The organism is Alkalicella caledoniensis (assembly GCF_014467015.1).
Lineage (GTDB): Bacteria > Bacillota > Proteinivoracia > Proteinivoracales > Proteinivoracaceae > Alkalicella > Alkalicella caledoniensis.
This window is the reverse complement of record NZ_CP058559.1, coordinates 3,320,614-3,346,046: the sequence shown is the minus strand read 5'-3', so window position 1 is coordinate 3,346,046 and position 25,433 is coordinate 3,320,614. Positions and strand designations below refer to the sequence as shown.

General features: G+C 36.2%; 23 protein-coding genes. 3 read left to right on the top strand and 20 right to left on the bottom strand.

Features of this window, described 5'->3' with window-relative positions; genetic code table 11:
* Nucleotides 1-191: 191 nt before the first annotated feature.
* The 3 genes from rpoD to HYG86_RS16325 all read right to left on the bottom strand — a co-directional run bounded on the left by rpoD (nucleotide 192) and on the right by HYG86_RS16325 (nucleotide 3,070).
* Nucleotides 192-1,307, bottom strand: a complete 1,116-nt coding sequence (gene rpoD / locus HYG86_RS16335) for an RNA polymerase sigma factor RpoD (RefSeq protein WP_281391295.1) — start codon at nucleotides 1,305-1,307, stop codon at nucleotides 192-194.
* Nucleotides 1,308-1,402: 95 nt separating this feature from the next.
* Entirely contained in the window at nucleotides 1,403-1,852 is a 450-nt protein-coding gene (locus HYG86_RS16330) for a YaiI/YqxD family protein (RefSeq protein ID WP_213166626.1), read from the bottom strand.
* A gap of 216 nt (nucleotides 1,853-2,068) precedes the next feature.
* Nucleotides 2,069-3,070: a deoxyguanosinetriphosphate triphosphohydrolase gene (locus tag HYG86_RS16325; protein ID WP_213166625.1), complete on the bottom strand. Its 1,002-nt coding sequence runs from the start codon at nucleotides 3,068-3,070 to the stop codon at nucleotides 2,069-2,071.
* A gap of 96 nt (nucleotides 3,071-3,166) precedes the next feature.
* Here HYG86_RS16325 and HYG86_RS16320 point away from each other — a divergent pair, with 96 nt between their 5' ends.
* The gene (locus HYG86_RS16320) at nucleotides 3,167-4,372 is read left to right on the top strand and encodes a D-alanyl-D-alanine carboxypeptidase family protein (RefSeq protein ID WP_213166624.1); all 1,206 of its coding nucleotides are present in this window, start codon (nucleotides 3,167-3,169) and stop codon (nucleotides 4,370-4,372) included.
* Nucleotides 4,373-4,604: 232 nt separating this feature from the next.
* On the opposite strand, the gene ppdK is transcribed toward HYG86_RS16320, so the two are convergent.
* The 4 genes from ppdK to HYG86_RS16300 all read right to left on the bottom strand — a co-directional run bounded on the left by ppdK (nucleotide 4,605) and on the right by HYG86_RS16300 (nucleotide 9,575).
* Entirely contained in the window at nucleotides 4,605-7,247 is a 2,643-nt protein-coding gene (gene ppdK / locus HYG86_RS16315; RefSeq protein WP_281391294.1) for a pyruvate, phosphate dikinase, read from the bottom strand.
* Nucleotide 7,248: 1 nt separating this feature from the next.
* Nucleotides 7,249-8,061, bottom strand: a complete 813-nt coding sequence (locus HYG86_RS16310) for a pyruvate, water dikinase regulatory protein (protein ID WP_213166623.1) — start codon at nucleotides 8,059-8,061, stop codon at nucleotides 7,249-7,251.
* A 13-nt stretch (nucleotides 8,062-8,074) separates the two neighbouring features.
* Nucleotides 8,075-8,707, bottom strand: coding sequence for a transcriptional regulator CcpN (gene ccpN / locus HYG86_RS16305; protein WP_213166622.1), 633 nt, complete (start codon nucleotides 8,705-8,707; stop codon nucleotides 8,075-8,077).
* A 142-nt stretch (nucleotides 8,708-8,849) separates the two neighbouring features.
* A complete protein-coding gene (locus HYG86_RS16300) occupies nucleotides 8,850-9,575 on the bottom strand; it encodes a pseudouridine synthase (RefSeq protein ID WP_281391293.1) in 726 nt (241 codons plus the stop codon).
* Between the two features lie 174 nt (nucleotides 9,576-9,749).
* On the opposite strand from HYG86_RS16300, the gene HYG86_RS16295 reads away from it, so the two are divergent.
* Entirely contained in the window at nucleotides 9,750-10,133 is a 384-nt protein-coding gene (locus HYG86_RS16295; RefSeq protein ID WP_213166621.1) for a hypothetical protein, read from the top strand.
* A 230-nt stretch (nucleotides 10,134-10,363) separates the two neighbouring features.
* On the opposite strand, the gene HYG86_RS16290 is transcribed toward HYG86_RS16295, so the two are convergent.
* On the bottom strand, nucleotides 10,364-11,629 hold the full coding sequence (locus HYG86_RS16290; RefSeq protein WP_213169335.1) for an FAD-dependent oxidoreductase: 1,266 nt from the start codon (nucleotides 11,627-11,629) through the stop codon (nucleotides 10,364-10,366).
* 405 nt (nucleotides 11,630-12,034) lie between these two features.
* On the opposite strand from HYG86_RS16290, the gene HYG86_RS16285 reads away from it, so the two are divergent.
* A complete protein-coding gene (locus HYG86_RS16285) occupies nucleotides 12,035-13,534 on the top strand; it encodes an IS1182 family transposase (RefSeq protein WP_213166620.1) in 1,500 nt (499 codons plus the stop codon).
* A gap of 233 nt (nucleotides 13,535-13,767) precedes the next feature.
* Here HYG86_RS16285 and HYG86_RS16280 read toward each other — a convergent pair whose 3' ends face one another.
* From HYG86_RS16280 to HYG86_RS16225, 12 genes are all read right to left on the bottom strand, one after another.
* On the bottom strand, nucleotides 13,768-14,298 hold the full coding sequence (locus tag HYG86_RS16280; RefSeq protein WP_213166619.1) for a spore maturation protein: 531 nt from the start codon (nucleotides 14,296-14,298) through the stop codon (nucleotides 13,768-13,770).
* A 1-nt stretch (nucleotide 14,299) separates the two neighbouring features.
* Nucleotides 14,300-14,884, bottom strand: coding sequence for a nucleoside recognition domain-containing protein (locus HYG86_RS16275; RefSeq protein WP_213166618.1), 585 nt, complete (start codon nucleotides 14,882-14,884; stop codon nucleotides 14,300-14,302).
* Complete coding sequence (locus HYG86_RS16270; protein WP_281391292.1) at nucleotides 14,878-16,014, bottom strand: D-alanyl-D-alanine carboxypeptidase family protein; 1,137 nt, start codon at nucleotides 16,012-16,014, stop codon at nucleotides 14,878-14,880. Before HYG86_RS16270 ends, HYG86_RS16275 begins: the two co-directional genes overlap by 7 nt.
* 164 nt (nucleotides 16,015-16,178) lie before the next feature.
* Nucleotides 16,179-16,634 (bottom strand): GerW family sporulation protein, encoded by a 456-nt coding sequence (ytfJ, locus tag HYG86_RS16265; RefSeq protein ID WP_213166616.1) that lies wholly within the window; start codon nucleotides 16,632-16,634, stop codon nucleotides 16,179-16,181.
* Nucleotides 16,564-17,307, bottom strand: coding sequence for a DUF2953 domain-containing protein (locus HYG86_RS16260; RefSeq protein WP_213166615.1), 744 nt, complete (start codon nucleotides 17,305-17,307; stop codon nucleotides 16,564-16,566). The genes ytfJ and HYG86_RS16260 overlap by 71 nt, the downstream gene beginning before the upstream one ends.
* A gap of 344 nt (nucleotides 17,308-17,651) precedes the next feature.
* Nucleotides 17,652-18,167 (bottom strand): SMC-Scp complex subunit ScpB, encoded by a 516-nt coding sequence (scpB, locus tag HYG86_RS16255; RefSeq protein WP_213166614.1) that lies wholly within the window; start codon nucleotides 18,165-18,167, stop codon nucleotides 17,652-17,654.
* The gene (locus HYG86_RS16250) at nucleotides 18,168-18,896 is read right to left on the bottom strand and encodes a segregation and condensation protein A (RefSeq protein ID WP_213166613.1); all 729 of its coding nucleotides are present in this window, start codon (nucleotides 18,894-18,896) and stop codon (nucleotides 18,168-18,170) included.
* Between the two features lie 14 nt (nucleotides 18,897-18,910).
* Nucleotides 18,911-19,567 (bottom strand): site-2 protease family protein, encoded by a 657-nt coding sequence (locus tag HYG86_RS16245; protein WP_213166612.1) that lies wholly within the window; start codon nucleotides 19,565-19,567, stop codon nucleotides 18,911-18,913.
* A complete protein-coding gene (locus HYG86_RS16240) occupies nucleotides 19,568-22,213 on the bottom strand; it encodes a CBS domain-containing protein (RefSeq protein ID WP_213166611.1) in 2,646 nt (881 codons plus the stop codon). It lies immediately after the preceding gene.
* 183 nt (nucleotides 22,214-22,396) lie between these two features.
* The gene (locus HYG86_RS16235; protein WP_213166610.1) at nucleotides 22,397-23,371 is read right to left on the bottom strand and encodes an acyl-CoA dehydratase activase; all 975 of its coding nucleotides are present in this window, start codon (nucleotides 23,369-23,371) and stop codon (nucleotides 22,397-22,399) included.
* Nucleotides 23,364-24,467 (bottom strand): acyl-CoA dehydratase activase-related protein, encoded by a 1,104-nt coding sequence (locus HYG86_RS16230; protein ID WP_213166609.1) that lies wholly within the window; start codon nucleotides 24,465-24,467, stop codon nucleotides 23,364-23,366. Before HYG86_RS16230 ends, HYG86_RS16235 begins: the two co-directional genes overlap by 8 nt.
* The gene (locus HYG86_RS16225; protein WP_213166608.1) at nucleotides 24,458-25,420 is read right to left on the bottom strand and encodes an acyl-CoA dehydratase activase-related protein; all 963 of its coding nucleotides are present in this window, start codon (nucleotides 25,418-25,420) and stop codon (nucleotides 24,458-24,460) included. The genes HYG86_RS16230 and HYG86_RS16225 overlap by 10 nt, the downstream gene beginning before the upstream one ends.
* Between the last annotated feature and the right edge of the window lie 13 nt (nucleotides 25,421-25,433).

Sequence of the window (25,433 nt, the reverse complement as noted above, 5' to 3'; positions counted from 1 at the left end):
ACACTTTTTTTATTTTTTATTAGGTTATATTTTTGTCTGTGTGAGGATTGTTCCTCAGCACAAAAATTATTATATTATTTATTTGTTTTCTTGTCAACATGTTTTAAAGAAAAAATAAAAAAAGTTCACTTATTTTTATTAGGTTGCTTTCCAAGCTACCAGGAGCTCATCAAAAAAAGAAAACCTAAGGATTACTCTAGGTAATCCTTAAGCCTTTTACTTCTACTTGGGTGTCTTAATTTTCTTAATGCTTTGGCTTCAATCTGACGGATTCTCTCCCGGGTAACCCCGAAGACTTGACCAACTTCTTCTAGAGTCCTTGGTCTACCATCATCTAACCCAAATCTAAGTCTTAATACTTTTCTTTCTCTCTCTGTAAGGGTATCTAAAACATCTACTAGTTGTTCCCTTAGCAGTTCAAATGCTGCAGCTTCAGCTGGTGCTTTTGCATCTTGGTCTTCGATAAAATCGCCTAGATGACTATCATCTTCCTCACCTATGGGCGTTTCTAAAGAAACAGGTTCTTGGGCTATCTTTAAGATTTCCCTTACCCTTTCAGGAGACATATCCATATGTTTGGCAATTTCCTCAGGTAGTGGTTCCCTTCCGAGCTCTTGTACTAGTTGTCTGGAAACTCTAATAAGTTTATTGATGGTTTCAACCATGTGAACAGGAATTCGTATAGTTCTAGCTTGATCGGCTATAGCTCTAGTTATTGCTTGCCTTATCCACCATGTAGCATAAGTACTAAATTTATATCCTTTAGTATAGTCGAATTTTTCAACAGCTTTTATAAGTCCAAGGTTTCCTTCTTGTATTAAATCCAAGAACAACATACCTCTACCTACATATCTTTTTGCGATACTAACAACGAGTCTTAGGTTTGCTTCCACTAATCGCCTTTTTGCTTCTTCATCTCCATTTTCCATACGTTTAGCTAGGTTTACTTCCTCTGTAGCAGAAAGCAGAGGAACTCTACCTATTTCCTTAAGATACATCCTTACTGGGTCGTTAACACTGATACCTTCAGGTAGAGAAATATCTATATCAAGATCCACATCTTCAGAATCCTCTTCAGACTCACTGTCAGAATCAATCTCCAAAACCTCTAAATCATCATTAGAATCATCTACCACTTCGATACCCATGGAAATGATTTTTTCGTAGTATTCGTCAATTTGATCTGAACTTAAGTCAAATTCTTGTAGGTAATCCATGATATCTTTATAGGTTAAAATACCCCTATTTTTTCCTCTTTCCATTAACTCTTGTTTAATCTCTGCCAACTTTTTATCATGATTTGCCACTTAATACTCCCCCCCTTTCCGAGAGTTAGATAGTTATATTTTCCATGTATGCAATGAACAAATACTATTTATTCGCCATTTTTTCTTAAAACCCTTTATTTTTTTCTATTTTTTTCGACTAAATTCGCCAAACCTTCTTGAAACACCACTAAGTCACAGTGGCTAAATTTAGGGGGCCCTCCCCTAAGAAGTCCAGACTTGCGTAGTTTTTGGTTCTCATGTCTGACCAGAAGGTAACTGTCTATGTTTTCTGCTGTAAAAATTTCACCTCTTACACCTATGGGGTTGCCGCCTTTGGCTATAACCATTGACGCTAAACCGTAATCCTGAGTTACCACAATATCTTTTTTCTTAGTGTCATTTGCAATCCTAATATCTACACTTTGCATTTCGTTGTCTAAAATGATACAATTAGGATGATTCCTTTGACTAATATGGGCTATGGTGGTATAAAAAATAACTTCCACATTGTAAGCTAGCCCTAGATCATATGTTTTTTCTTTAATTACTCTTGGGCATCCATCCCCATCTATTAGTATTCTCATTTAATCACTCTTTGCTAGTTTAATATTGATTTTCCTATTTTTACTATTCTATTTCGGAATCAATATTTCCTGCATTTTTCAATTATTTTTTTATATTAATGACAAGATATGCGTAATTTTACCTAAAAATCTATATTTATAAGAAAAAAAATGGGCTTCAAACTATATATAGTATTGACTTTTTCTTTTTTTTTATTCCAAAAGATGTCATTATTATCAATAACCTTGCCAAGGAAGAGGCAAAAAATGTTCCCCAAACTTTTTTAATATATAGCGATCTGTCATTCCAGCTATGAAATCACATACTGTTCTTTCTAAATTATCATCTTTTATCTTGGTAATTGTTTCTGTATTCAATTTCCGTGGAAATTCCATGTAAAAATGGTATAATAATGTTATGACGTTTTTTGCCTTTTGTTCTTGAAGCTTTGCTGGTGAGTTAATGTACACCCTTTCGAATAGAAAGTTCCTCAACTCTGTCATAGCTTCTTTAACTTCTGTTGACTGGTTAATTGTATCTTTAAAAACACTTGATACAACTATGTCTTTAATTAATGTATCGATGCGCTTTCCTTTTTCGAAACCAAGAATCTGAATAGGTTTATATGGCAATTGGTCTGCTGATATTATTCTGGCGCTTATAGCATCCTCAATATCGTGATTGATATAAGCAATCCTATCAGCTATTTTTACTATTTGTCCTTCTAATGTTATAGGCTTTACACTACCTGTATGGTTTAGAATTCCATCTAAAACTTCATATGTCAAATTTAAGCCTACATCTTTTTCAAGGGTTTCAACTATTCTAAGGCTTTGTTCATTGTGTTTAAACCCAAATGAAGCCACTGAGTTTAAAGCCTCTTCACCTGCATGCCCAAATGGAGTATGTCCTAAGTCATGGCCTAAAGCTATAGCCTCCGTCAAATCTTCGTTAAGTCGCAGTGCCCTTGCTATAGTTCTAGATATTTGCGCCACTTCTAAGGTATGTGTTAATCTTGTACGAAAGTGATCACTTTCAGGTGATAAAAACACTTGAGTTTTGTGTTTGAGACGTCTAAAGGCCTTGGAATGTAATATTCTATCTCTATCCCTTTGGTATTGGGTTCGAATGGCACATGGGAGCTCTGGTACTTTTCTACCTTTGGATTCACTACTAAAAGCTGCATATTGGCTAAACATCTTTTTTTCTAATTCCTCACTGATTTGTCGTATGCTCACCTTTTTCACCCCTTGTATGTATATTTCAACATTTATATCAATAATCCTTTTTTCTTCACAATCTTATATAAAACCTTAAGGAGGCAATAACCTAAAATGAAAAAACATCTCAGAATCCTTTCTATACTAGTATTGACAATATTACTTTTTCCATCTTCCTTAGCCTTTGGACAAGAAGACATCAACTTAAATTCTTATATTGTAATAGATTCCGAGACAGGCTATGTCTTATACGAAAATAACCCTGACATTCCTTATGCCCCTGCAAGTATTACTAAGGTCATGACAATGTATCTTATCTTTGAAGCATTAGAAAGTGGACAAATTTCCAAAGATGAAATAGTGGTTCCTGGTGAGCAAGTTCGAACCGTTCAAAGACCAGGAAATAGCCAAATCTTCATAGAGCCAGGAAGTGAGCTTTTCACAGTGGATGAGTTGATCAAAGCAATCGCTGTACCTTCAGGTAGTGATGCAGCCATCGCCATGGCCGAACATATCGCAGGTAGTGAAATTAACTTTGTGACCATGATGAATGATAAAGCCAGGGAACTAGGACTTACAAATACCCAGTTTAGAAACCCCCATGGCCTGGATTCTCAAGACCATTACATGAGCGCTAGGGATATAGCTACGCTATCGAGGAGATTAGTGGTAGATTTTCCTGATGTAACAAATTATTCACGCCAACAAATTTATAATCACCCCCCTACTCAAAAAGATGCCTTCGGAGGGTCATATGCTCCACAGCCATCAACTTTTAGAAACCTACTAAGACGTCACCCAGAAGTTGATGGACTCAAGACAGGCTACACTTCTCAAGCTGGTTACTGTATAACAGCAACAGCTAACTTAAGTGGTCGAAAGTACATTATAGTTCTTATGGGTGCTGAAAGTGTTGCCCAAAGGGAAACATATGTAGGAGATTTTATGAGAAGTATCGGTAACGAGTTCCAGCCACTTTCCGTTTCAAGGGAAAATGATACCATAAAAGATATTGCTATCCCAAGGGCTAGAGATAATGCGTACCCTGTAGGAACACTCAAGGATGTATCAATCGTGGTTCCTAGATCCAATCCTGCTGCTGAGCAAGTAATTACTTTAAACGACGGAATAAAAGCTCCTTTAAGTAAAGGCGATGAAGTGGGAACCATAACATATGTAGTGGGTGAGCAAGAAGTCTATTCAGTTCCCCTATACGTACTAGAAGATGTACCCCAAGCTAACATTTTTATGAGATTTTTTAGAGGAATAGGTTCCTTTTTCTCATGGATATATAACACAATTAGAAATACTTTCTTTTAAAAGCCAAAAGACTAATAATAAAAAATAGGTTTCAGTACAACTGAAGCCTATTTTTTATGGCTTTTTAAAGTAATACACTTTCCAACCCCACTTCTTGCCTTATAGGGGACATACTACCCTATAAGACAAAAGCCCAGAATCACAGCGATATTTAATTCGCCGGGGTTCTGGGCTTTTGACAAACAAATGGAGGCTTTTAAAGGGGATAGCCTTTATTATACTAAACTAACATTTACTTATTCCTTATACTACTTTGTGCAGCAGCTAACCTGGCAATTGGCACCCTATATGGTGAGCAGCTTACATAACCTAGTCCAAGGTTATGGAAAAACTCTATGGAAGATGGTTCTCCACCATGTTCACCACATATTCCTATTTTAAGGTTTTCTCTGGTTTTTCTACCCTTAGAAACAGCTATATCCATTAACGCACCAACACCTTCGCGATCTAAAACAGCAAATGGATTATCTTGATATATTTTCTGCTGTATATAAGAAGGTAAGAACTTACCTTCAGCGTCGTCCCTACTGAAGCCTAGGGTTGTCTGGGTTAAGTCGTTTGTTCCAAAGGAGAAAAACTCTGCATGTTCTGCTATTTTATCAGCTGTAACACATGCCCTAGGAAGTTCAATCATCGTACCAACCATGTATTTTAGTTCTTTATTTGATTTTTCTTTATATTCCTCAGCAATCCTATTTACCATATCCTTTAGGATTTCTAATTCTTTTGCTTCACCTACTAAAGGAATCATAATTTCAGGTAAAACTTCAACGCCTTCGTTGATAAGTTGAATCACTGCTCCGAAGATTGCGTGAACTTGCATTTCATATATTTCTGGATACACAATAGCTAAGCGGCATCCACGGTGTCCAAGCATTGGGTTTGATTCTTGTAATGCCTTAACCCTTCTTAGCAAATCTTCCCTCTTTTGAATATCTGGGTTAGACAGTTGTGCCTCTTCTTTAAGCAATGCTAACTCAATAGCCAGCTCTGCTACATCTGGTAAAAATTCATGTAACGGAGGATCTAGCAATCTAATGGTTACAGGTAATCCAGCCATTGCCTTTAAAATACCGTAAAAGTCATTTTGCTGTATTGGCAAAAGTTTGTCTAACTGTTTTTTTCTATCAGCTAATGTTTCGGCCAAAATCATTTTTTGAACAATAGGCAGTCTGTCTGGTTCCATAAACATATGCTCAGTCCTACAAAGACCAATACCTTCTGCTCCAAATTCTCTAGCTTTTTGGGCGTCCTGAGGTGTGTCTGCATTTGTTCTTACGGCTAAGTCCCTAGTTTCGTCAGCCCATTTAAGAACAGTTAGAACATCATTGTTCAACTCTGGCTCAACAAGCTCAACTTCTCCTATAATAACATTGCCATTTGAACCATCTATTGTTAGAACATCACCTTTATTAAATACCCTATTTCCGATTTTTAGTGTTTGTTCTTCTAGGTCGATATCTAAGCTATCACATCCGCAAACACAAGGCTTACCCATGCCCCTTGCAACAACTGCTGCATGGCTTGTCATACCACCTTTAGTTGTTAGAACTCCTTGGGCCTCAACCATCCCATGTATATCATCAGGTGTTGTTTCGGGTCTAACCAATAACACTTTTTCACCCTTTTTTCCCATTTGCTCTACTTCATCAGCGTCGAAAATTATCTTCCCCGTTGCAGCTCCAGGGGATGCAGGTAGTCCTTGTGCAATTGCTTCTATATTTCCCTCATTACTAATAGTGCGGTGTAAAAGTTTATCTAACTGATAAGCATCAACCTTTAGTAAGGCTTCTTCTTTAGTTAGGAGTCCTTCCTCAACTAAGTCCACTGCAAATTTCACAGCAGCCTTAGATGTTCTCTTACCACTTCTTGTTTGTAGTACAAATAGCCTACCTTTTTCGATGGTAAATTCAATATCTTGAACATCCCTGTGATGGTTTTCTAGTGTATTACAAAGCTTAAGAATTTCTTCATAAATTTCTGGCATGTGAGTGTTGAGTTTAGCAATAGGCTGAGGTGTTCTAATTCCAGCTACTACATCCTCCCCTTGGGCATTCATTAAATATTCTCCAAATAACACATTCTCGCCAGTGGATGGATTTCTAGTGAACAGTACCCCTGTTCCACTATCGTCTCCTTTGTTACCAAATACCATGGACTGAACATTAACAGCTGTTCCATAGTGAGAAGGAATTTTGTTTATGTTTCTATAAATTTGAGCCCTTGGATTGTTCCAAGATTCAAAAACTGCTTTTATTGCAAGCAATAATTGTTCATAAGGGTCTTGGGGAAATGATTTACCTCCAGATTTTCTAACAATTTTTTTATACTCTTCCACTAAGTCTTTCAACATTGCGGCATCTAGCATTGTATCCTCAGTAACACCAGCAATCTCTTTAGCTCTTTGTAGGGCCCTCTCAAAATTATAGTGGGGTATGTCCAGTACTACATCACTGAACATCTGTATAAATCTTCTATAGCAATCATAAGCAAATCTTTCATTGTCAGTTTCCTCTGCCAAGGCTAATACAGTTTCATCATTAAGACCTAAATTTAATATAGTATCCATCATCCCTGGCATAGAAACTGGTGCCCCGGATCTAACAGAAACTAGTAAAGGATTTTCCTTTGAGCCAAACTTCTTTTCTAAAGTAATTTCAACTTCTGCCATGGCTTTTTTGATTTCTTGGATTAAACCTTCTGTAATGGTCTTATTTTCGTCATAGAAGAGATGGCAGGCTTCCGTAGATATGGTAAACCCAGGAGGCACAGGTAAACCCAACTTTGTCATTTCTGCTAAGTTTGCACCTTTTCCACCTAAAAGTTCTTTCATACTCCTATTGCCCTCATTAAATGAATAAACGTATCTTTTCAAGTTATATTCCCTCCCGTAGTATACTAAGCATTTTACCTGTAGTTTCTTCAACAGCTTTATTTGTTACGTCTAAAACTGGACAATTTAATCTACGCATAATTCCTTCTGCGTAATCTAGCTCAGCGAGTATCCTCTCCATGGATGCATAGCTTGCATGGTCTCGTAATCCAAGGGCCAATAATCGTTCTTTACGTATTTCATTAAGTTGATGTGGTGATATAGTTAACCCTATTATCTTTTTAGGGTCTATTTCAAATAGTTCTTTAGGTGGCTTTACCTCTGGAACTAACGGAACATTAGCAGCCTTTATTTGCTTGTGTGCTAGGTACATACTTAAGGGAGTTTTAGATGTTCTTGATACACCAACTAATACCACATCAGCTCTAATTAAGCCCCTTGGGTCTTTACCATCATCATATTTAACGGCAAATTCTATGGCCTCAATTCTTTTGAAGTAATCGGTATCTAATTTTCTTAATATACCTGGTTCAAATCTTGGTTTTTTATTGGTAATTCTAGCCATCTGTTCCATGACAGGACCCATTATATCAACAAAGGGAATATTTTTTTCTTTGCACAAGTTAACTGTATACTCCCTTAATTCTGGTATAACAAAGGTAAATGCTACCATTGCTTGGTCTTTTTCTGCATCCTCAATTGTCTCTTTAACGGTTTCTTTATCTGTTACATATGGAATTCTGTTAATTTCTGCATGCCCTGAATTATACTGACTTGCAGCAGCTTTAACAACAAGTTCTGCGGTTTCCCCTAAAGAATCTGATAGCACATATACACATGTTTTTTGATCTAACATTTAACCAAACCTCCTATTTACCTTCAGCCATTTCTAAAAACAACTTGGCTATATTTGTTTTTGAGAATCTCCCCACAACTTCAAGAAGTTCTTTTCCATCTGTTATAACTTTTTTCACAACTGGTAGAGAGTCCACTTGATAGTTTATTATTTTTGCCATAGCTTCATAAACCGATGTATGTTCTTCAACATATATAATATGGGAAAGCCTTGTCATCACAACATCTATGGGTATTGCTTCTAGATCATTTTTCCCCATGGCATTTTTTAATAAATCTTTCCGAGATACCACACCAGATAAGTAGCCATCTTTTACAACATATATAGTTCCTACATCCTCTAAAAATAATGTAACTATACCATCATAAACACTTTGTCCTTCAGATATAACGATAGGCATACTTTTAACATCTGCTACCTTAAGTTTTTTTATATGTTCACCTGTTAGGTTACTTACACCTTTATCAACATAAAAATACCCAACCCTTGGTCTGGCATCCAACAATCCTGACATTGTTAGTATTGACAAATCAGGCCTCAAGGTTGCCCTAGTAAGAGATAATCTTTGTGCTATATCCTCACCGGTTATTGGTTGGTTTGCTCTAACTATTTCAATAATCTTATTTTGTCTTTCAGATAGCTCCATAGGATCACCTCCCTTATTCATAATTGGTAGCTTATAATATTACCTAAATCCAAATATCTCAATTAAAAACATTAAGTATGTATCATTTATAATATATGTTATACTATTTGCTTGTTTTTGTCCATAGTTTTTATAATTTATGTTAATTTTGTATCAACCATTGAACTTCTTCTTCAGTAAGGTTCCGGTATTTACCTAGTTGCACTCCCTCTAGGGTCAGGTTTCCGTATTTTACCCTACGTAACGTGATAACCTTTCTTCCTACAGCTTCCATCATCCTACGAACTTGTCTGTTTTTCCCTTCATGGATTATCAATGAAAGGGTAGCTTCTCCCCCTTGGATATTTAAGATTTCTACTTTTGCAGGGGATGTTTTTCCATCATCTAACATAATACCTTCTCTCAAGTTTGTTATATGTTCTTGTGCTACTATCCCATTTACCTTAACATGATATTCTTTTTCCACCATATGCTTAGGGTGTGTGAGTTTATATGCTAGCTCTCCATCATCGGTAAGTATAAGCAACCCTTCTGTCATTATGTCTAGCCTCCCCACAGGGAATACTCTATGATCTTTTGGAACTAATTCCATAACGGTTTTCCTGCCTTGAGGATCTGATACAGTTGTAACATAACCAGTTGGTTTATTTAGGAGATAGTAAACATGTCCTTTGGGCTTGTAGATTTCTTTTCCTTCTACCTCCACTAAGTCACTTTGAGAAACCTTAAACCCTAGTTCTGTCACCAGTTGACCATTAACCTTTACTTTACCTTCTAATATAAGTTCCTCTGATTTTCTTCTGGATGCAACACCTGCACTAGCCATAAATTTCTGTAGCCTCTCTATTTTAATCAACTCCTTTTCCATATTAAGTATAATAGCATAAGTTCAGCTTAAAAAAATTAAATTATTTAATTTTATTGGTCAACATTTCACTACCTTTAGAATAAGATAAAATAGAGTGGGGGTGGTAGCTTGAAAATGACGTGTGAATTTCTCTTGTCTAGTCCATTGAGTTTATCAATTGGCTCTTTTTTCGAGATGTCATTATATGAAAGGGGTCAATATGTTAACAGGAGCTTTGGTTCAAATAATTTTCATGTAAGTACAAATATGGAGCCTAACTGGCGATTATGTGGTTTAGGGAAAAATTCTGTCATCCAATTACCATTCGCAGAATTTCCTGGAAAAATTCAAATTCAAAATCCTAGTACAATATGTATTGATAAAACCACTCGTCTTGAACTGCTATGTAAAACAAACATTTTCTTAACTAAAGAGTCCTTTTTAGAATCACTATACTTAAAATTAGTATTCGATAACATTGAAGAGTATATTTATCTAAAAGCTCATTCTGATGATATTGTGTCAATTAGTCATGGTAGATTTCTAATAAATCTTTCGAGCATATTACTTAAAAAGTAATATCACTTTATTTTTTAAAGGCAAAGTGTCTTAGTGGAAAACCCACTAAGACACTTTTAAGTTTAAAAAAGGCTATAAATTGGTATGTTTCCTAGATAGCAGCTAAATAAAAACACAGCCACGATGAGAAGCATTCCAATAAGGACGACTTTAAAATTACCTTTTCCCATTTAATCTCCCTCCTAAAACTTCACCTCCCTTTATATATATTATTAATTAGCTATACAAATTCATTTGTATATGTTAGTTAGACCATTTTCTTCTACCCTAGCTTTAATATCTCCTATGTCTGTAGTATACAAATCCAACTCTTTAATTCTCTCAAATAATATGGTTCCAGAAAAAGTGTATCTGTTCTGTAAGCCTTCTTCTGTTTGCATTTGTTCTAAATTAAAAGCTATACCCTCACCTATTGCCAGATTACGACTTATCTCTAAGGGCTTCTCCCCCTTAACCTTTTTTACCGCGTTATATCCAGCTAATGTTCCCGTACAAATAGCTTCAGTATGCCCAACTAAAAAACCTGCTTTTTCACCAGCACAGTATAGATTATCAATGTTTTGTACTTGCATGGTATTATCCCTTGGCACAGAGCTCATAAGCCTCATGGAGTTACCAATCCCAGCTGATATTGGGTCTGCAAATCTTGCCTTCTCAAAGCCTGGAATGTTCCTCAAAACAGATAATGGATAATATGCTGTCATCATCTTTGAATTCCCACAATCAAGCAATATGATGTTTTCCTGGTATTCTTTATGGGCATACTGTTGACATACTTTTAGTTCCAGTGCATCTTTTTTTTGTAGATCCTTAGGTACAGGGACTATGCAAACACCTGCATTTTTCAATCTATCTTGAATGTCCTTTGCTAAAGATTCTTTAATTAGCTTACAGGATCCACTCATGGCCCCTGTTGAGCCATCTTCCTTTTTCCCTTGGGATTCTTTCACACCAGCTTTTTCAGAGATAGAAATTCTACCTCCGAAGGTTGGGCATCTATATATACACATTACACACCCATTGCCATGCTTTGTACAGTTCTCAATAGGGCCAGCACTTCCTGTTGCATCAATGAATGCATCTGCTTTCATTTTACTTCCATCATCAAGTAAGACCTCTGTTACTTTATTATCTTTTAACCTTACTTCTTTTCCCCGCATTTGAAAAATAGTTTTTATTCCCATTTTATGTACCAGGTCTCTCACTTCTGATTCTATTATGGCAACATTGTATAAAGAACTATGTTCATGGCCAGGAAAATCGATATTTTTATGCAAAGAATTATTATCTATTAAATCTATAAGCTCGTTAGCTCCCATGGCTTTAAGTTCTTCTGCCACAGTAAACCTACCATTATTTCTCATTATGCCGCCAACAAGTCCAGTTCCTAATAGCATATCTGTGCGTTCAACTAACTCTACATCTGCTCCAGCTTTTCTAGCTTCTATGGCAGCTGCACAGCCTGCCCATCCTCCACCAAATACTGCTACTTTCACCATCTTTAACCACTCCTGTTGCTATAATTTTTAAATATCATTCGTTAATATTCCCTAGAATGCTCGTTTTAATTATGAAACAACCATATTTACGGACATTAGTTGTAATTAACAAAGCGCCCCTAAGGGACGCTTCCAGACTGATGCCAAAGTCATTTTTTAGGAATGTCGCATATTAAACGCTGTACAAAATTCTCCGTCGAGACTTAAGGCTTCTATCTAAACTCCAGAAGGGTACCGCTCCAATTCACCGTCCATGGTTCAGTGGAGCTCTCGAAACGTCAGACTGTGTGAGAATTAGAGAATAATATATGTCTAAATGGCTCTAAAGTACTGTAAATACAGTACTTTTCCCTTTTTCTGTAGTATAATTAAGTTATAGAATATCGGAGAGGGGATTTTAAATTGTCATTTATAAAAGGTACAGATAGAAAGCAAAAAACAATGTTTCCTGACTGCATAGAAGATTACATAGGTGAGGATAATCCCGTTAGAGTAATTGATGAATACGTAGAACTGGTCAATATGAGTGCATTCACTAAATCAAAGGAACACCGCAGAGGTGCACCAGGATATCATCCCTCTGTTTTATTGAAGTTATATCTATATGGGTATGTAAATGGCATAAGATCATCTAGAAAGCTAGAAACAGAATCTCACAGGAATATAGAAGTGGTTTGGCTATTACAAAAACTAAAACCTGATTTTAAAACAATAGCTGATTTCAGGAAAGAAAATAAAACTCAGCTAAAACAAGTTTTCAAGGATTTTACTAAGTTGTGTAAGGATCTCAAACTATTAGGCGAGGAATTCATAGCAATAGATGGGACTAAAATTCAAGCTAATAATTCAAAGAAGAATAATTTCTCAAAGAAAAAAATACAAAGACACAAACAATATATCGAAGATAAGGTTAATTCCTATCTAGATTTGTTAGAAAGCAGTGACAAAGACGATTCACCTAAACTTAAGTATACACCTGAAGAAATTCAGCAAAAAATTGAAAAACTCAAGGAGCGTAAAATTAAATTTGAAGAGTTGGAAAAAAAACTACAGGATAGCGAAAGTAATGAAATATCTACAGTTGACGAAGATGCTAGGCTAATGGACAACAAAAACAATGGTGTTACTGTAGCATATAACATACAAACAGCTGTAGACTCTAAGCATAGTATTATAGTGGCATATGATGTTACAAACAATCCCGCAGATCAAGGCAATCTAAATTCACTTGCAGAAGAAACTAAAGATATATTTGGAAAAAGGAAACTCGAAGTAGCAGCAGATAAAGGCTATTACCAAGCAGACGATCTTATGAAATGTGAGAGAAACCAAACAACAGTCTATTTGCCAAAACAGTCGTATTCTAACGCCACAGGAGACAAAGATTTCTACGGAGATAAATTTACTTATGTGCCTGAAAAAGATTTATATATTTGTCCTTTAGGACATGAACTTCGCAGAATAAATCACAAATCAAAAGAACCAAAGAGAATAAAATATAGAAACTACGATGCCTGTAAAAACTGTGAATCAAAAAGCAAATGTACCACTGCAGCTAAAGGCAGGATAATAAATCGATCACCTAGCCAAGATTTTTTGGATACTATAGATGCTAGAACAGAAGCAAATATGGACAAATACCTACAAAGACAGATGATTGTTGAGCATCCTTATGGAACCATCAAAAGGACAATGAATGCTGGGTATTTTTTAACAAGAGGGATGGATTCTGTAACTACAGAGACAGCCCTAGTTTTGCTAGCCTATAATTTTAAAAGAGTAATAAATATTATAGGTGTGAAAGAACTACTAAGGATATTAGTAGCTCTTAGACCCACTTTATCATTGTATTTTTATATGTTTAAGTCATATTGCACCAAAAGACAGGAAATTTACGGCTAATCTTTGAGTTTTTAGAGATTAGCCACACAGTCTGACGTCCTGTTTCACGCCCCTTCTTCCGTTTAGCTATTCAGCTCTTAAGTCTACCTCCTCGAATTAATTGTACTGCTTTTTAATATACACATCTAGGGTCAATGACTTTGTCTTAGGTTTGTCTACAAGCTGAAAGCGCCCTAAGGGACGCTCCTTGTTAGGTTTATGGTTATTTTTCCATTCAAGTGGGCATTTAGGTGTTATGTCAGTAATAATTTACACACAATAACTGCTGCTATAAATCCAGCTGCATCTGCTATCAACCCTACTGTCATTGCATATCTTATTCTTCTTATACCAATTGAACCAAAATAAACTGTCAATATATAGAAAGTTGTATCTGTACTGCCTTGTAGTGTTGAAGCTATATAACCCAGCATTGAATCTGGTCCATAAGTTTGCATTAGTTCAGTTGTCATAGCCAAAGCACCACTCCCAGATATAGGTCTCATAAGGGCTAAAGGTAATACTTCTGAGGGTATTCCAACCCTTTCAGTTATAGGTGATAAAAGCTTTGTAATTATAGCAAAAGCACCAGAGTCCCTAAATATTCCTATTGCCACAAGCATTGCCACTAAGAAAGGAATTAATTTTACAGCTGTTTGAAAACCTTCCTTAGCCCCTTCAACAAATGTATCGAATACCTCAACACCTTTTATATATGAGTAAAGAACAACTAGAAAAACCATTACAGGTATGGCCCATTGAGATAGTATAGATATAAAACCCATGTTACCGCCCCCTATAAACTTTTCTAAACAATCTATCTACTGTTATAGCCACAATTGAGGAACAAAGTGTTGCTATAATGGTTGTTCCTACTATTTTGGTAGGGTCAGTTGAACCTGTAGCCATTCGTAAAGCTATTACAGTGGTTGGTATTATTGTTAAACTTGAGGTATTTATAGCTAAAAATGTACACATGGCATCAGAAGCTGTTTTTTTGTCCTGGTTAAGTTCTTGTAATTGCTCCATAGCTTTAAGGCCCAATGGTGTTGCTGCACTCCCCATGCCTAAAAGGTTTGCACTCATATTTAGTAAAATAGCTGACATGGCAGGGTGATTTACAGGAACATCTGGGAATAAAAATTTAGCAAAGGGCTTCATTATTTTTACTAGAACATTTAGCAGTCCCGATTTTTCAATAAGTTTCATTATACCTAACCAAAAAGTAAGGATTGAAATTAGACCGAAGGCCACTGTAACCCCTTTTTCAGCAGAGTCTAGTAAAGTAGTTGTAACACTTTGAATATCACCACTGATGGCTGCAACAGCAATACCCACTACTATAAAGAAAAACCAAAGTTTATTTACCATGAATACCACCCCTTAGATTCTAAGGGAATATTCCCTATGAAATTTAGCTTGCTTATAAGTCTTAGATACCATGGCAAGGGTTTTTTTGCTACATCTTCAGAAGCAAGTAAATCCACTTCGTAAAATATCTTACCGTCTATGTAGAACTGCAGAACACCTAGTTTTTCCCCCTTTGAAATAGGAGCGTATGTATTATGTATCTGTTTTTCTGTTGTTATTATGGGGTCTGAGCCTTTTTTTACAGGGAAATTCAAACTTTCTCCTGCTACCACAGGAACAACTCTTTTATCCCCGTTTACCACATCAACAATATCTAGCACTGCATCTTTGGCCACTAGCTCAACAGCTTCGAAATTTTCAAAACCCCAATCCATCATGTGCATAGCATCATTAAACCAATTTGGGGCATTTAGTAATACGGAAACAATTTCCATTTCGTCTTTTTTAGCTGCAGAGGTAAGGCATCGTCCAGCTGGTGTAGTCCATCCTGTCTTAGATGTTGTTGCATAGGGATAGTTAAGTATAAACTTATTGTTTGAGTGAAATTCCCTTACAGTACCTTGCTTTGTTGTACTCTTATAATACTTTGTGGATGCGATCTCCTTTAATAGGGGGTTATCCATGGCATGTGCGGTTATAAGTGCTAAGTCGTAGGCCGTTGTATAATGAATTGCCCCATCTAGACCATGTGGGTTAGCAAAAACAGTATTATATGCCCCTATCATTTCTGCCTTTTGGTTCATTAAATGTACAAAATGGGCTTCACTTCCTGCTGTAGCAATAGCTAGAGCAACCGCTGAGTCATTACCAGACCTTATCATTAGGCCGTATAGCAAGTCTATAACTTTAAAGGTTTCACCTGCACTAAGATATATGGAACTTCCTTCAATACCTGCTGCTTCATCTGGTATGGTAAACTCACTTTCTAAATCAGCTAACTCTATGGCCACTAGGGCAGTCATAATCTTGGTGGTGCTTGCCATTTCTAATTTTTCCTGTGCATTGTGAGCAAGAAGTATCTGTTTTGTTTGGCGGTCCATCAATATATAGCTCCTTGCATCATACGCAAAAACGCTGCCAGAACTCAAATAAATAAACACTATAAAAAGGACACTTATTTTTTTAAACATATTTTATCTACTCCCATTTCTTTTTTTAAAATATATTATTAAAACTGGGAGTATATGAGTAAAAATTCCATTAGTTGTTAGTTGGAAAGGTGGAAGGTCGAAAGTTGGAAAGCGGAAAGTAGAAAAAGGATTTACAATGAAAAAAGAAGGCTTTCGCCTTCTCTTTATGGGTTTCCTACTTGTGCTTGTAGTTGAGCAAGTTGTGCTTCTATTTTCTGGAGTTTCTGTTGATCTCCACCATTACCATTGCCCTTCTCGTTAAACATTTCTTGAACTCTTTCCATTAGTTGAGGAACTGCATCAATTAACCTGTCGTAGATAGCATTGTTGCTCACTGGTAGCAATCTAACTTGATTATTACCTACAACTAAAAAGCCCACAGGTTGTACAGAAACACCAGCACCACTACCACCACCGAAAGGTAACTCTTCATTCTCATGATCATGGGCTTCAAATTCAGTACCACCGGCTGCAAAACCAAATCCTACTCTTGAAACTGGTATAATTACACTACCATCGGGTGTTTCAACTGCATCACCTATAACAGTGTTAACATCTACCATCTCCTTGATGCTTTCCATTGCCGTTTTCATTAACCCTTGAATTGGATGCTCTGACACCTTTTCCACCTCCTAGTTTTTTGGAAATTTTGTATTTTAAAACCATGGTTAAAAAAAACATACTGATAATTATAATGTAACCGACCCTAAGCTTAAATATGCAGTTTAACTCAGTTTTAAACACATATCTGTTGAATTCAGGGAAAAGTTTAATTTTTGGTTTACATTTAAATTTCATCATTTTATTCATTATAAATAGTAAGGCTGATTTTCCTTGCCAAATAAATCCATATACAACACCTGTCAAGGCAGCGTCATCTAAGCCGTACTCTGTTTCCCAGTTGAAGTACTCAAGCTTAACTATTCTTTTACTTATTTTCTGAAATAATTTTAGCTTCTTTAAGATCTCATTTTTTTTGACAATTAGCTCACAAACCATTTCGAGAAACAGTTTAAAGTTCAAAGGAAATTTTATCTTTTTATCAACATAGGGCTTTTTGTGGGATTGCTCTAACTCTGTTTCAGCTTGGATACTATTTTTTCTAAATAATATCTTAGGTACATCTAAATCAAAATGTATAAGGCCCCAAAATAAACGAACACCCACGTCAATTCTTTCATCCTTACCTCTTTTTTTAACTTGCACATTTAGTGTAACTGGGCTAACCATAACAATTAACCACAGCACGGGGGGGATAAACCAGTATACTGACACTTCTACACCTACTCTCAAAAAGCTGTAAATAAATCAGAATATAACTTATGTTTCCCAAATAATAACATTTTAAACATTAAAAAAACGCCTCTCGGCGTTTCAGCTTGTAGACAAACCTAAGACAAAGTCATTGACCCTAGATGTGTATATTAAAAAGCAGTACAATTAATTCGAGGAGACTGGTAGGGGGTCCTCTTGTAGGACCCTGACATTCAAAACCATCTAGCCTTTTTGGAAGTCAGGATGGCTAAAAAATGACTTTGTCATCAGTCTGATACTCCTCTCGGCGTTTTGGTTTACAGTTGGTTGGTAGGTTTCTGTGTTTTTAACAAACTGAAGGTTTTTCAGCAACCTAGAACGTATCATGATGTTTCTAGTAAATTTGGTAGTTCTTTTAGATCTTTTAGTCCAAATTGATTTAGAAATTCTTGGGTTGTTCCATAGAGTATGGGTCTACCCGTTCCCTCTTTTCTACCCACTTCTTCCACAAGGCCTCTATTTTGCAGTGTAGCAATGGCTTTTTCAACCTTTACTCCACGTATATCCTCAATTTCCGCCCGGGTTATGGGCTGCTTGTATGCCACAATTGCTAAGGTTTCAACTGTGGCAGGGGTTAGATTGTTATAACGCTCAAACCCAAATAGTTTTTGGATGAATTTGTGGTACTGGGGTTTAGTACATAGCTGAATCCCCCCCGCCACTTCCCTGATGAGTAATCCACCTTTTTCTTCTTTTTCAGACTTTAATTCCTCTAAAACTTTACTTATCAGTAGAGGAGTTGTATCTAAAACTTCAGCTATTTGTGCTAAAGCTAGGGGTTCACCAGATGAGAATAGCAATGCTTCTATACAAGCCTTTAATGCACTTCTTTCTTCCATTTAAGCCACTTCCTCCTTAAACATTAAAGTTATTTCTCCAAACATTTCTTGCTGTATAGCCGTTATTTTTTTAAGTCTTATTAATTCTAAAATTGCTAAAAATGATATAACAACATGGTATCGGGAAGTACTTTTTTCCAATATGGAGTAAAAGGATACTTGTTTCTTTTCAGATAATATGGCAAATATACTATTCATTTGATCGCCTATTGTTATTTCTTCTTTTTTTATATGGTGTTGCTTCTCAACTGTTGTCTCGGTCCTTTGAGAATTAATCAAAACCTTTTGAAAAGCTCCAAAGAGCTGATTTAAAGATAAAGTTAATGGCTTATATTGGGGCTCTATAACTTCTTGTGCCCTAGTATGGTAATGTTCTTGCCCACAGGCTAGCTCCAACATAACTTGAGAAACCTCTTTATACTTTTTATACTCTAACAAGCGTCTAATCAACTGTTGCCTAGGGTCTTCATCAAAAATGTCTTCATCAACATTACTTCTCCTTGTGGGAAGTAATGTTCTACTCTTTATATCTATTAGGGTGGCTGCAACGACTAAAAATTCACTGGTTGTCTCTAAATCAAGCTCTTCTATGTCCTGTATGGCGTTCAAAAAATCCTCTGTTATTTCCCCAATGGAAATCTCACTAATATCTACTTGTGCCTTTTCCACAAGGTGTAGTAGTAGGTCAAAGGGTCCCTCAAAGCTAGATAGTTTAACTTTATACTCCAATTTTGCTGTCCCTCCTATAAGATAGCATTCAGTACAGCTACTACAATACTATGCATACTACCTATTATACCACTGGCCATTTCACCTAAAATAGTAGGAATCACGCCACTCATTAGAAGCAAGATCAAAATAAATGGAGCATATTGTTCAACCTGCTGGTACCTATAACGCAAATCACTTGATAATAAACTAGAAAGTACCTTTGAGCCATCTAAAGGCGGGATAGGAATTAGGTTAAACAGCATCAAGTAAATGTTGTACATGGTTAGATATTGAAAAAATGTATATAAGTAATTGGTTACGTTACTTGTGGGAGACCCCCAAATAATAACTAAATAAAACAATATGACACTAACAAAACCTAAAACTAGGTTAGCTAATGGTCCCGCAACAGACACGATTATAAGTCCTCTATTTCTATCTCCCCTAAAATTAAAGGGATTTATTGGCACCGGTCTTGCCCACCCAAACCTAACAAAAACTAACATTAACAAACCCATGGGATCTATGTGGTCAACAGGATTAAGTGTAAGCCTTCCAGATCGTCTTGGAGTTGGGTCACCTAATAAATCTGCGGCCTTGGCATGGGCATATTCATGGAATGTAAGTGCTATTAAAAGGGCTGGTAGAATTACGTGTATCTGGTTTAAAAATTCATTTAATCCTCTCAATTAAAAATCCTCCTTTTGTCCTTGGGATAAATATTCTGATCTTACCCATAATAGTTCTTCTTCTTTACTAGATAGATTGTTATCAATCTTTTCTTTTCTGAGTTTTTTAATGATATCTGAAAACACCGGACCTGGCTGTAATCCCATTTTTTTAAGGTCTTCCCCTGTCACTTCAATATCAATATTAGAAAATTCTTTTACATACAGAAGAATTCTTTTATGTACTGTGCTATTAAAGGATAATGCAAGTAGAACAATCATACTCTCCTTCTTATATCCCTGTAAGGTCTCAACTATTTCGCTAGCTGAAAAATAGCGAGGATTTTTCAAGGATTGTAATGTCTCCTGGTAATTATTAAAAAAGAAATCAAAGTCTTCTAGCTGACTTTTATCTAATTGTAATCCAGTTAAAAACTCCTTCTGCTTAGCTTCATTGCAAAAGCTTAGTATAACTTGTACGTATATAAGGAATTCATTGTCTACTTTAATTTCCTTCTTTTTGTACAGGTTTATATGAACTTTTGTCTCCTCTAGAGCTCTTATTAATAGCTTTTTGTTACTTATTTCACCGAAAATTCCCTCTAAGATTCCCAGCTCAATAGATCTATTCATACTTAACAAACCATTTTTCTCAGATAAAATCAACTTTAATTCCTCTAAAATACGTTTAGGTTTTACTTGTGCTAACATATTGTTTTCCAAGGCATTAGTTAGAAATCCTAATGTTTGTTCCTCAATGGTAAAGCCGTAACGACTTTCAAACCTTATGGCTCTAAGTATCCTTGTGGGATCTTCCACAAAACTTAAATTATAAAGAACACGGATAATTCCTTTTTCTAGATCAACTTTTCCATTGAAAAAATCTAAAAAATCACCAAAAACTGGACTGTTCAACTTAAATCCCAATGTGTTTATGGTAAAGTCCCTACGGTACAAGTCATGTTTAATTGTTGTTTCCTCAACTTCTGGCATAGCAGCAGGGAATGGGTAAAACTCCATTCTAGCTGTTGCAAAATCAATTTTGTTGCCATCTTTTAGAGTAAGTGTGGCAGTGCCAAACTGCGGGAAGGTTTTAAGCTTACCTCCTAAGTATTTAACAAGCTTTTCCGCAAATTCTATGGCGTTGTTTTCCACCACTATGTCAATATCAAAATTCTGTAATCCTAAAATAAGATCTCGAGCAAATCCCCCTATGGCGTAAGCTTTGTATCCTTCTTTCTCAGCTTTCTGTCCTATAAGAAGTAGAAGTCCTTGAATCTTTTTGGGTAGTCGGCTGTTTATCACGTTATTTAGATTGCCGTTGACACTTGCTAGGTTATAGTCTTCTGAGTTGTATAAGGATTTATGCCACCTAGGTGTTTCATCCCCATGTATCAGTTTTAAAACATCAGTCCTAGTTATAATACCAACAATGGCATTGTGTTTATCCACAACAGGTAGTCTACCTATATCTTTTTCTATAAGTAGCTTTTGTATTTCCATAAAACTAGTGTTCTCTTTAATCTTAACTATATTTCTAGACATAACCCCTTTTACAGGGCTGTGCCCAAGCTTATGGTGGATAGCTTTATCAACATCTCGCCGGGAAATTATACCTACCAGTATGTCTTTGTCAACAACAGGGAACCCTGTGTGCCCATATCTTAACATAAGTTTATTCGCCTCTTCTATTTTTGTATCTTGATGTATGGTTTTCACAGGTCTTGTCATAATATCTTTTGCTAGCATGGGTGAGGGGACTTCTTTTAAAGCCTCTAATAAATCATGAACAATTTTTTCTAGGTCGTCTCCTTTTATAGTAGCAGACGCTGCCTTTTCATGTCCCCCACCACCTAATGATCTAATTGGAGGAAGAACAGTCATGGCCTCATTTAAGCTACGGGCCACAACATGAACCCTATCTATCATATGCACAACAGTAAATATACCGTCTACACCTTCTAAATTTCCAATCTTTTTGGTGATTTCACCTACTCCACCAATAAATTCATCCATACTTCCTGTTGTTAGTAAAATATTCCAACCATTAATTTTTATGTTCTTACTATTTTCTAAGAGTTGGTCAAGTAATTCACGTTGTCCTTGATTTAAAGGCTTTGTTATGTACTCTGACACTAGAGAAAGCTTTGCCCCTCTTTCAAGAAGATAGGCTACTGCCTTCACATCTCTTACTGTAGTTGTAGAATATGTTAAACTACCTGTATCCTCATAGATACCAAGGGCAAAAACACTAGCTTCAAAAGGACTAATAGGGATGTTTCTCTCTTTTATTGCCTCCACCAGTAGGGTTATAGTTGCCCCAACTTCAGCTATCATAGCCTTTATGTTATTAGGTAAAGGATCATTTATAGGGTGGTGATCGTAAACTATCACCTCAATTTTTTCATTCAGTAGAAGCGGTCCTATACTTCCCAATCGTTTTTGGGATACAGTATCCACAACTATAAGTCTTTTTACTTCCTGGGGAATTATTTTCGATGGCAAAATCACTTCAAATGCATCTTTATGTAGGGAAAAGAACTCCCTTAGATTCTTGTTTAGCTTCCCTGGGAATACCATTTTTCCGTTGGGATATAGTTTGGTACATGCAAGCATTGAAGCAAACCCATCAAAATCAGTATTTGTATGACTAACAATTATGTCCACGTACAGCCCCCCTTAACCTTATTTCTAAATTATAGCATAAAATTGTGGACCAGTGTAAGTTTTTGTAAATTGACATAAGAGGGCAGAGGGTTATCTGTGGTATAAAAAAAGGCCCCTCATAAGTCTCACTTAGAGGGGCTTGATTTTTTCCTGTGCGCCTACTATAACTATTACTTTTAAACTCTACGATGTCTTTTGCTGTATCTTGTTTTGGTATTTACCACATCTGTCACCCCATGTGCCGTTTACTGCCCCGTTTCTGTAAAGTTCTACTACTTCACAACCGTTTCCACAGTCCTGACAAATGAAGGAAGATGGAGAAAAGTCATCCTCCACAGCTCCGAAACCATTAAAAATGCTTCCACTACCCTTATCCTCTAGCAGTAGTGCTAGTATGGCACTACCATAGGCTCCCATCACATCAAAATGTTCTGGGATTAAAATTTTGTGATTTAGCTCCTTTTCAAAGGCTTTTACTATACCTGGGTTTGCGGCAACACCACCTTGGAACATAATGGGGCCTTGTATATCCTTCCCTTTTCCAAGATTATTTAAATAGTTTCTCACTAAGGCTGTACACAGTCCAGCTAGTATATCTGTTATATGGTTACCCATCTGTTGTTTGTGGATCATATCTGATTCGGCAAAGACTGAGCACCTACCTGCTATTCTTAATTCCACATTTGATTTCAAAGCCAATGGTCCAAACTCCTCAATTTTTATCCCTAAGCGAGATGCTTGCTGATCTAAAAAGGAACCTGTTCCAGCTGCACATACACTATTCATAGCAAAATCTGTAACAATACCATCCCTTAGAATAATAATTTTAGAATCCTGTCCACCTATTTCTAGGACAGTCTGAACTTTTTCGTTATAACTTAGTGCTGCCATAGCATGGGCAGTTATTTCATTTTTTACTACATCAGCTCCAACCATTTGGGCTGCAAGTTTTCTACCACTCCCTGTTGTACCTACACCTAGAACTTTTTTATCACTACAAAATCCTTTTATGCTTTCTAATCCTTTTTTTACAGCATCTATGGGTCTCCCGTGTGTTCTAATATAATGTTTTTCCAGTAGGTTTTTATCTTTATCCATTAACACAACATTAGTAGATACTGAACCTACATCGATTCCTAGGTATACTCCTTTAGACATAAAGTAGCTCCCCCTCCTTCAGCATTTTCTTTTGATATAGTAAGTCTGTAAACGCTTCTAGTCTCGTTTGAATTCCAGCTTCCCCTGAGTGTTGATCAAGGGAAAAAGTAATAATAGGAATTCCCTTTTCAGCAGATATTTTTGTTACTATCCCTTGTGCAATAATCTCTGGGGCGCATGTAAAGGGATAAACCTGAATCACACCATCAAACTTTTCTTCTGCTGCAGTAATAGTGTGAGCCACTGTTTCTAATCCGTGTCCCCCTATCATATGTCCTAAGTAATCTTTAGCTATATCTAAATAACTTTCTTTTTTTATAAATGGGATCATATCCTTTAGTACATGCACTCCAAACCAGTCAGCCAAATAAATTGTCCGTGTAACCTCTACTCCAAGATTTGCTAGTCTTTCTTCCATATATAGATTAGCTGCTGGTTCACATACCAGATATATTTCTCCCAATAGCTTAACTTTAACAACATTTTTTCCTTTATCCGTGGGTAATTTAGATATTTTTTCCACATACTTTAAATAAAGCTCTTCCATCTTCCTTTTATCACATAATGGGTCCATCTGCTTCAAAAAATTATTATATATGGAAAAACTTTGGATCTTTCCGTACTCATATGGAGCTGTTTTTAGAACAAGCTTATGTAAGTCATCAAAGTATTTCTGTTTAGCCAAGGCTAGGTACATATAATACACCAAGTCTTTCCATGATGATTTTCTCTTTAGCTTATTGATAACTCCCATTGCCCCTTTAAAGTCCCTAGCTGGTGGCTCGATGATATATGTGTCAAACTGGTATCCTAATCCTTCTAAAATACCTTTTTGAATATAGCCATAATAGCCGAATCTACAAGGTCCAACTCCGCCAGCCATAAGTATACTGTCTGCACCTTTATCTAAGGCCTCAATAAAACTGCCAGTTGTTATTTTAAGGGGTAGACATGCAAACTCTGGACTATGTTTAGTACCCAAAGCCATGGTTTTTTCAGTTATTGGGGGTGGCAAAACCACGTCGTGGCCCAACCAGGTCAATAAACTTTTAATAGTGATATAACTTGAACCGAAAAGGGGAAATGTTATGCCCATAATTTTTTTCTCCTCAATGTTAATAAATCTGTGAATGCCTCAAGGCGAGTTACTAGTCCTGCTTCTGCAGAGTGCTCGTCTAAAGTAAGTGTCATAAGTGGTGTTTTTGTATAATTCCTTTGAGCCTGACCAATTAACTCAGTTATAAAAGAGTCAGGGCCACATCCAAAGGCTGTTACCACAACAATTCCATCTACATCTGAATATTTTAGGGAATAAAGTGCTGCTGCAAGGATTTTCTCACCATATGTCCAAAAAAGGGGCTTAGGTAGTTCTTGCCTACCCATGGCTAACTCTTTTTCTGTATACATTTCAATGGTTTTGACCTCTGCACATTCTGTCATCTTATCAAAAATATCAAGATTTATTCCTTTGTCATAGATATTATAACCATGTCCTAACAAAGCAATTTTCAAGTCTTTTTTAGGACTATTTTTTTTGTCTATGAAATCTATTAAGTTCGTCCCACTAGTCAATTTATCTTTATATCTTCCATAGGATTTATTTACTTCTTTTAAAGCTGTAATCACATTTTTTTTCGGTATTGATAGTTCTTTAGAAAAATAAGTTAAAGAATCAGTAAATTCTTTTAAACTACTAATTTTTATATCTGGAGAGAATATATTTATCTTACCTTTAAGTGCTCCTTTAGCATAATCAGGTAGCCCGAGAAATTTTGGGCAGATAAATTTGTTTTTCTCTATGGATATCACTCTGGGTAGAAACACTCCATCTACTTTAGTATCTTCAAAGTAGGCTAGGTGTCCCATACAAACTTTTACGGGTAAACAAGCCTCATCTATGGATAACTGGTTACCTTTTTCTATAATCTTTTTTGTTGTGGGGGGTGATATAATCACTTCTACCCCTAGAGCTTTAAAAAACGTATCTACATGGGGTAAAAAATCATAATAGAGCAAAGCTCTAGGAATTCCAATACTAACTTTAAACATATAAAACATAGCC

Coding starts and splice junctions, on each gene's coding strand:
- HYG86_RS16330 (WP_213166626.1), bottom strand. CDS start 1,852: ATGAGAATACTAATAGATGGGGATGGATGCCCAAGAGTAATTAAAGAA.
- HYG86_RS16320 (WP_213166624.1), top strand. CDS start 3,167: ATGAAAAAACATCTCAGAATCCTTTCTATACTAGTATTGACAATATTA.
- HYG86_RS16310 (WP_213166623.1), bottom strand. CDS start 8,061: ATGTTAGATCAAAAAACATGTGTATATGTGCTATCAGATTCTTTAGGG.
- ccpN (WP_213166622.1), bottom strand. CDS start 8,707: ATGGAGCTATCTGAAAGACAAAATAAGATTATTGAAATAGTTAGAGCA.
- HYG86_RS16300 (WP_281391293.1), bottom strand. CDS start 9,575: ATGGAAAAGGAGTTGATTAAAATAGAGAGGCTACAGAAATTTATGGCT.
- HYG86_RS16295 (WP_213166621.1), top strand. CDS start 9,750: ATGTCATTATATGAAAGGGGTCAATATGTTAACAGGAGCTTTGGTTCA.
- HYG86_RS16280 (WP_213166619.1), bottom strand. CDS start 14,298: ATGGGTTTTATATCTATACTATCTCAATGGGCCATACCTGTAATGGTT.
- HYG86_RS16275 (WP_213166618.1), bottom strand. CDS start 14,884: ATGGTAAATAAACTTTGGTTTTTCTTTATAGTAGTGGGTATTGCTGTT.
- HYG86_RS16270 (WP_281391292.1), bottom strand. CDS start 16,014: ATGTTTAAAAAAATAAGTGTCCTTTTTATAGTGTTTATTTATTTGAGT.
- scpB (WP_213166614.1), bottom strand. CDS start 18,167: ATGGAAGAAAGAAGTGCATTAAAGGCTTGTATAGAAGCATTGCTATTC.
- HYG86_RS16235 (WP_213166610.1), bottom strand. CDS start 23,371: ATGTCTAAAGGAGTATACCTAGGAATCGATGTAGGTTCAGTATCTACT.
- HYG86_RS16230 (WP_213166609.1), bottom strand. CDS start 24,467: ATGGGCATAACATTTCCCCTTTTCGGTTCAAGTTATATCACTATTAAA.
- HYG86_RS16225 (WP_213166608.1), bottom strand. CDS start 25,420: ATGTTTAAAGTTAGTATTGGAATTCCTAGAGCTTTGCTCTATTATGAT.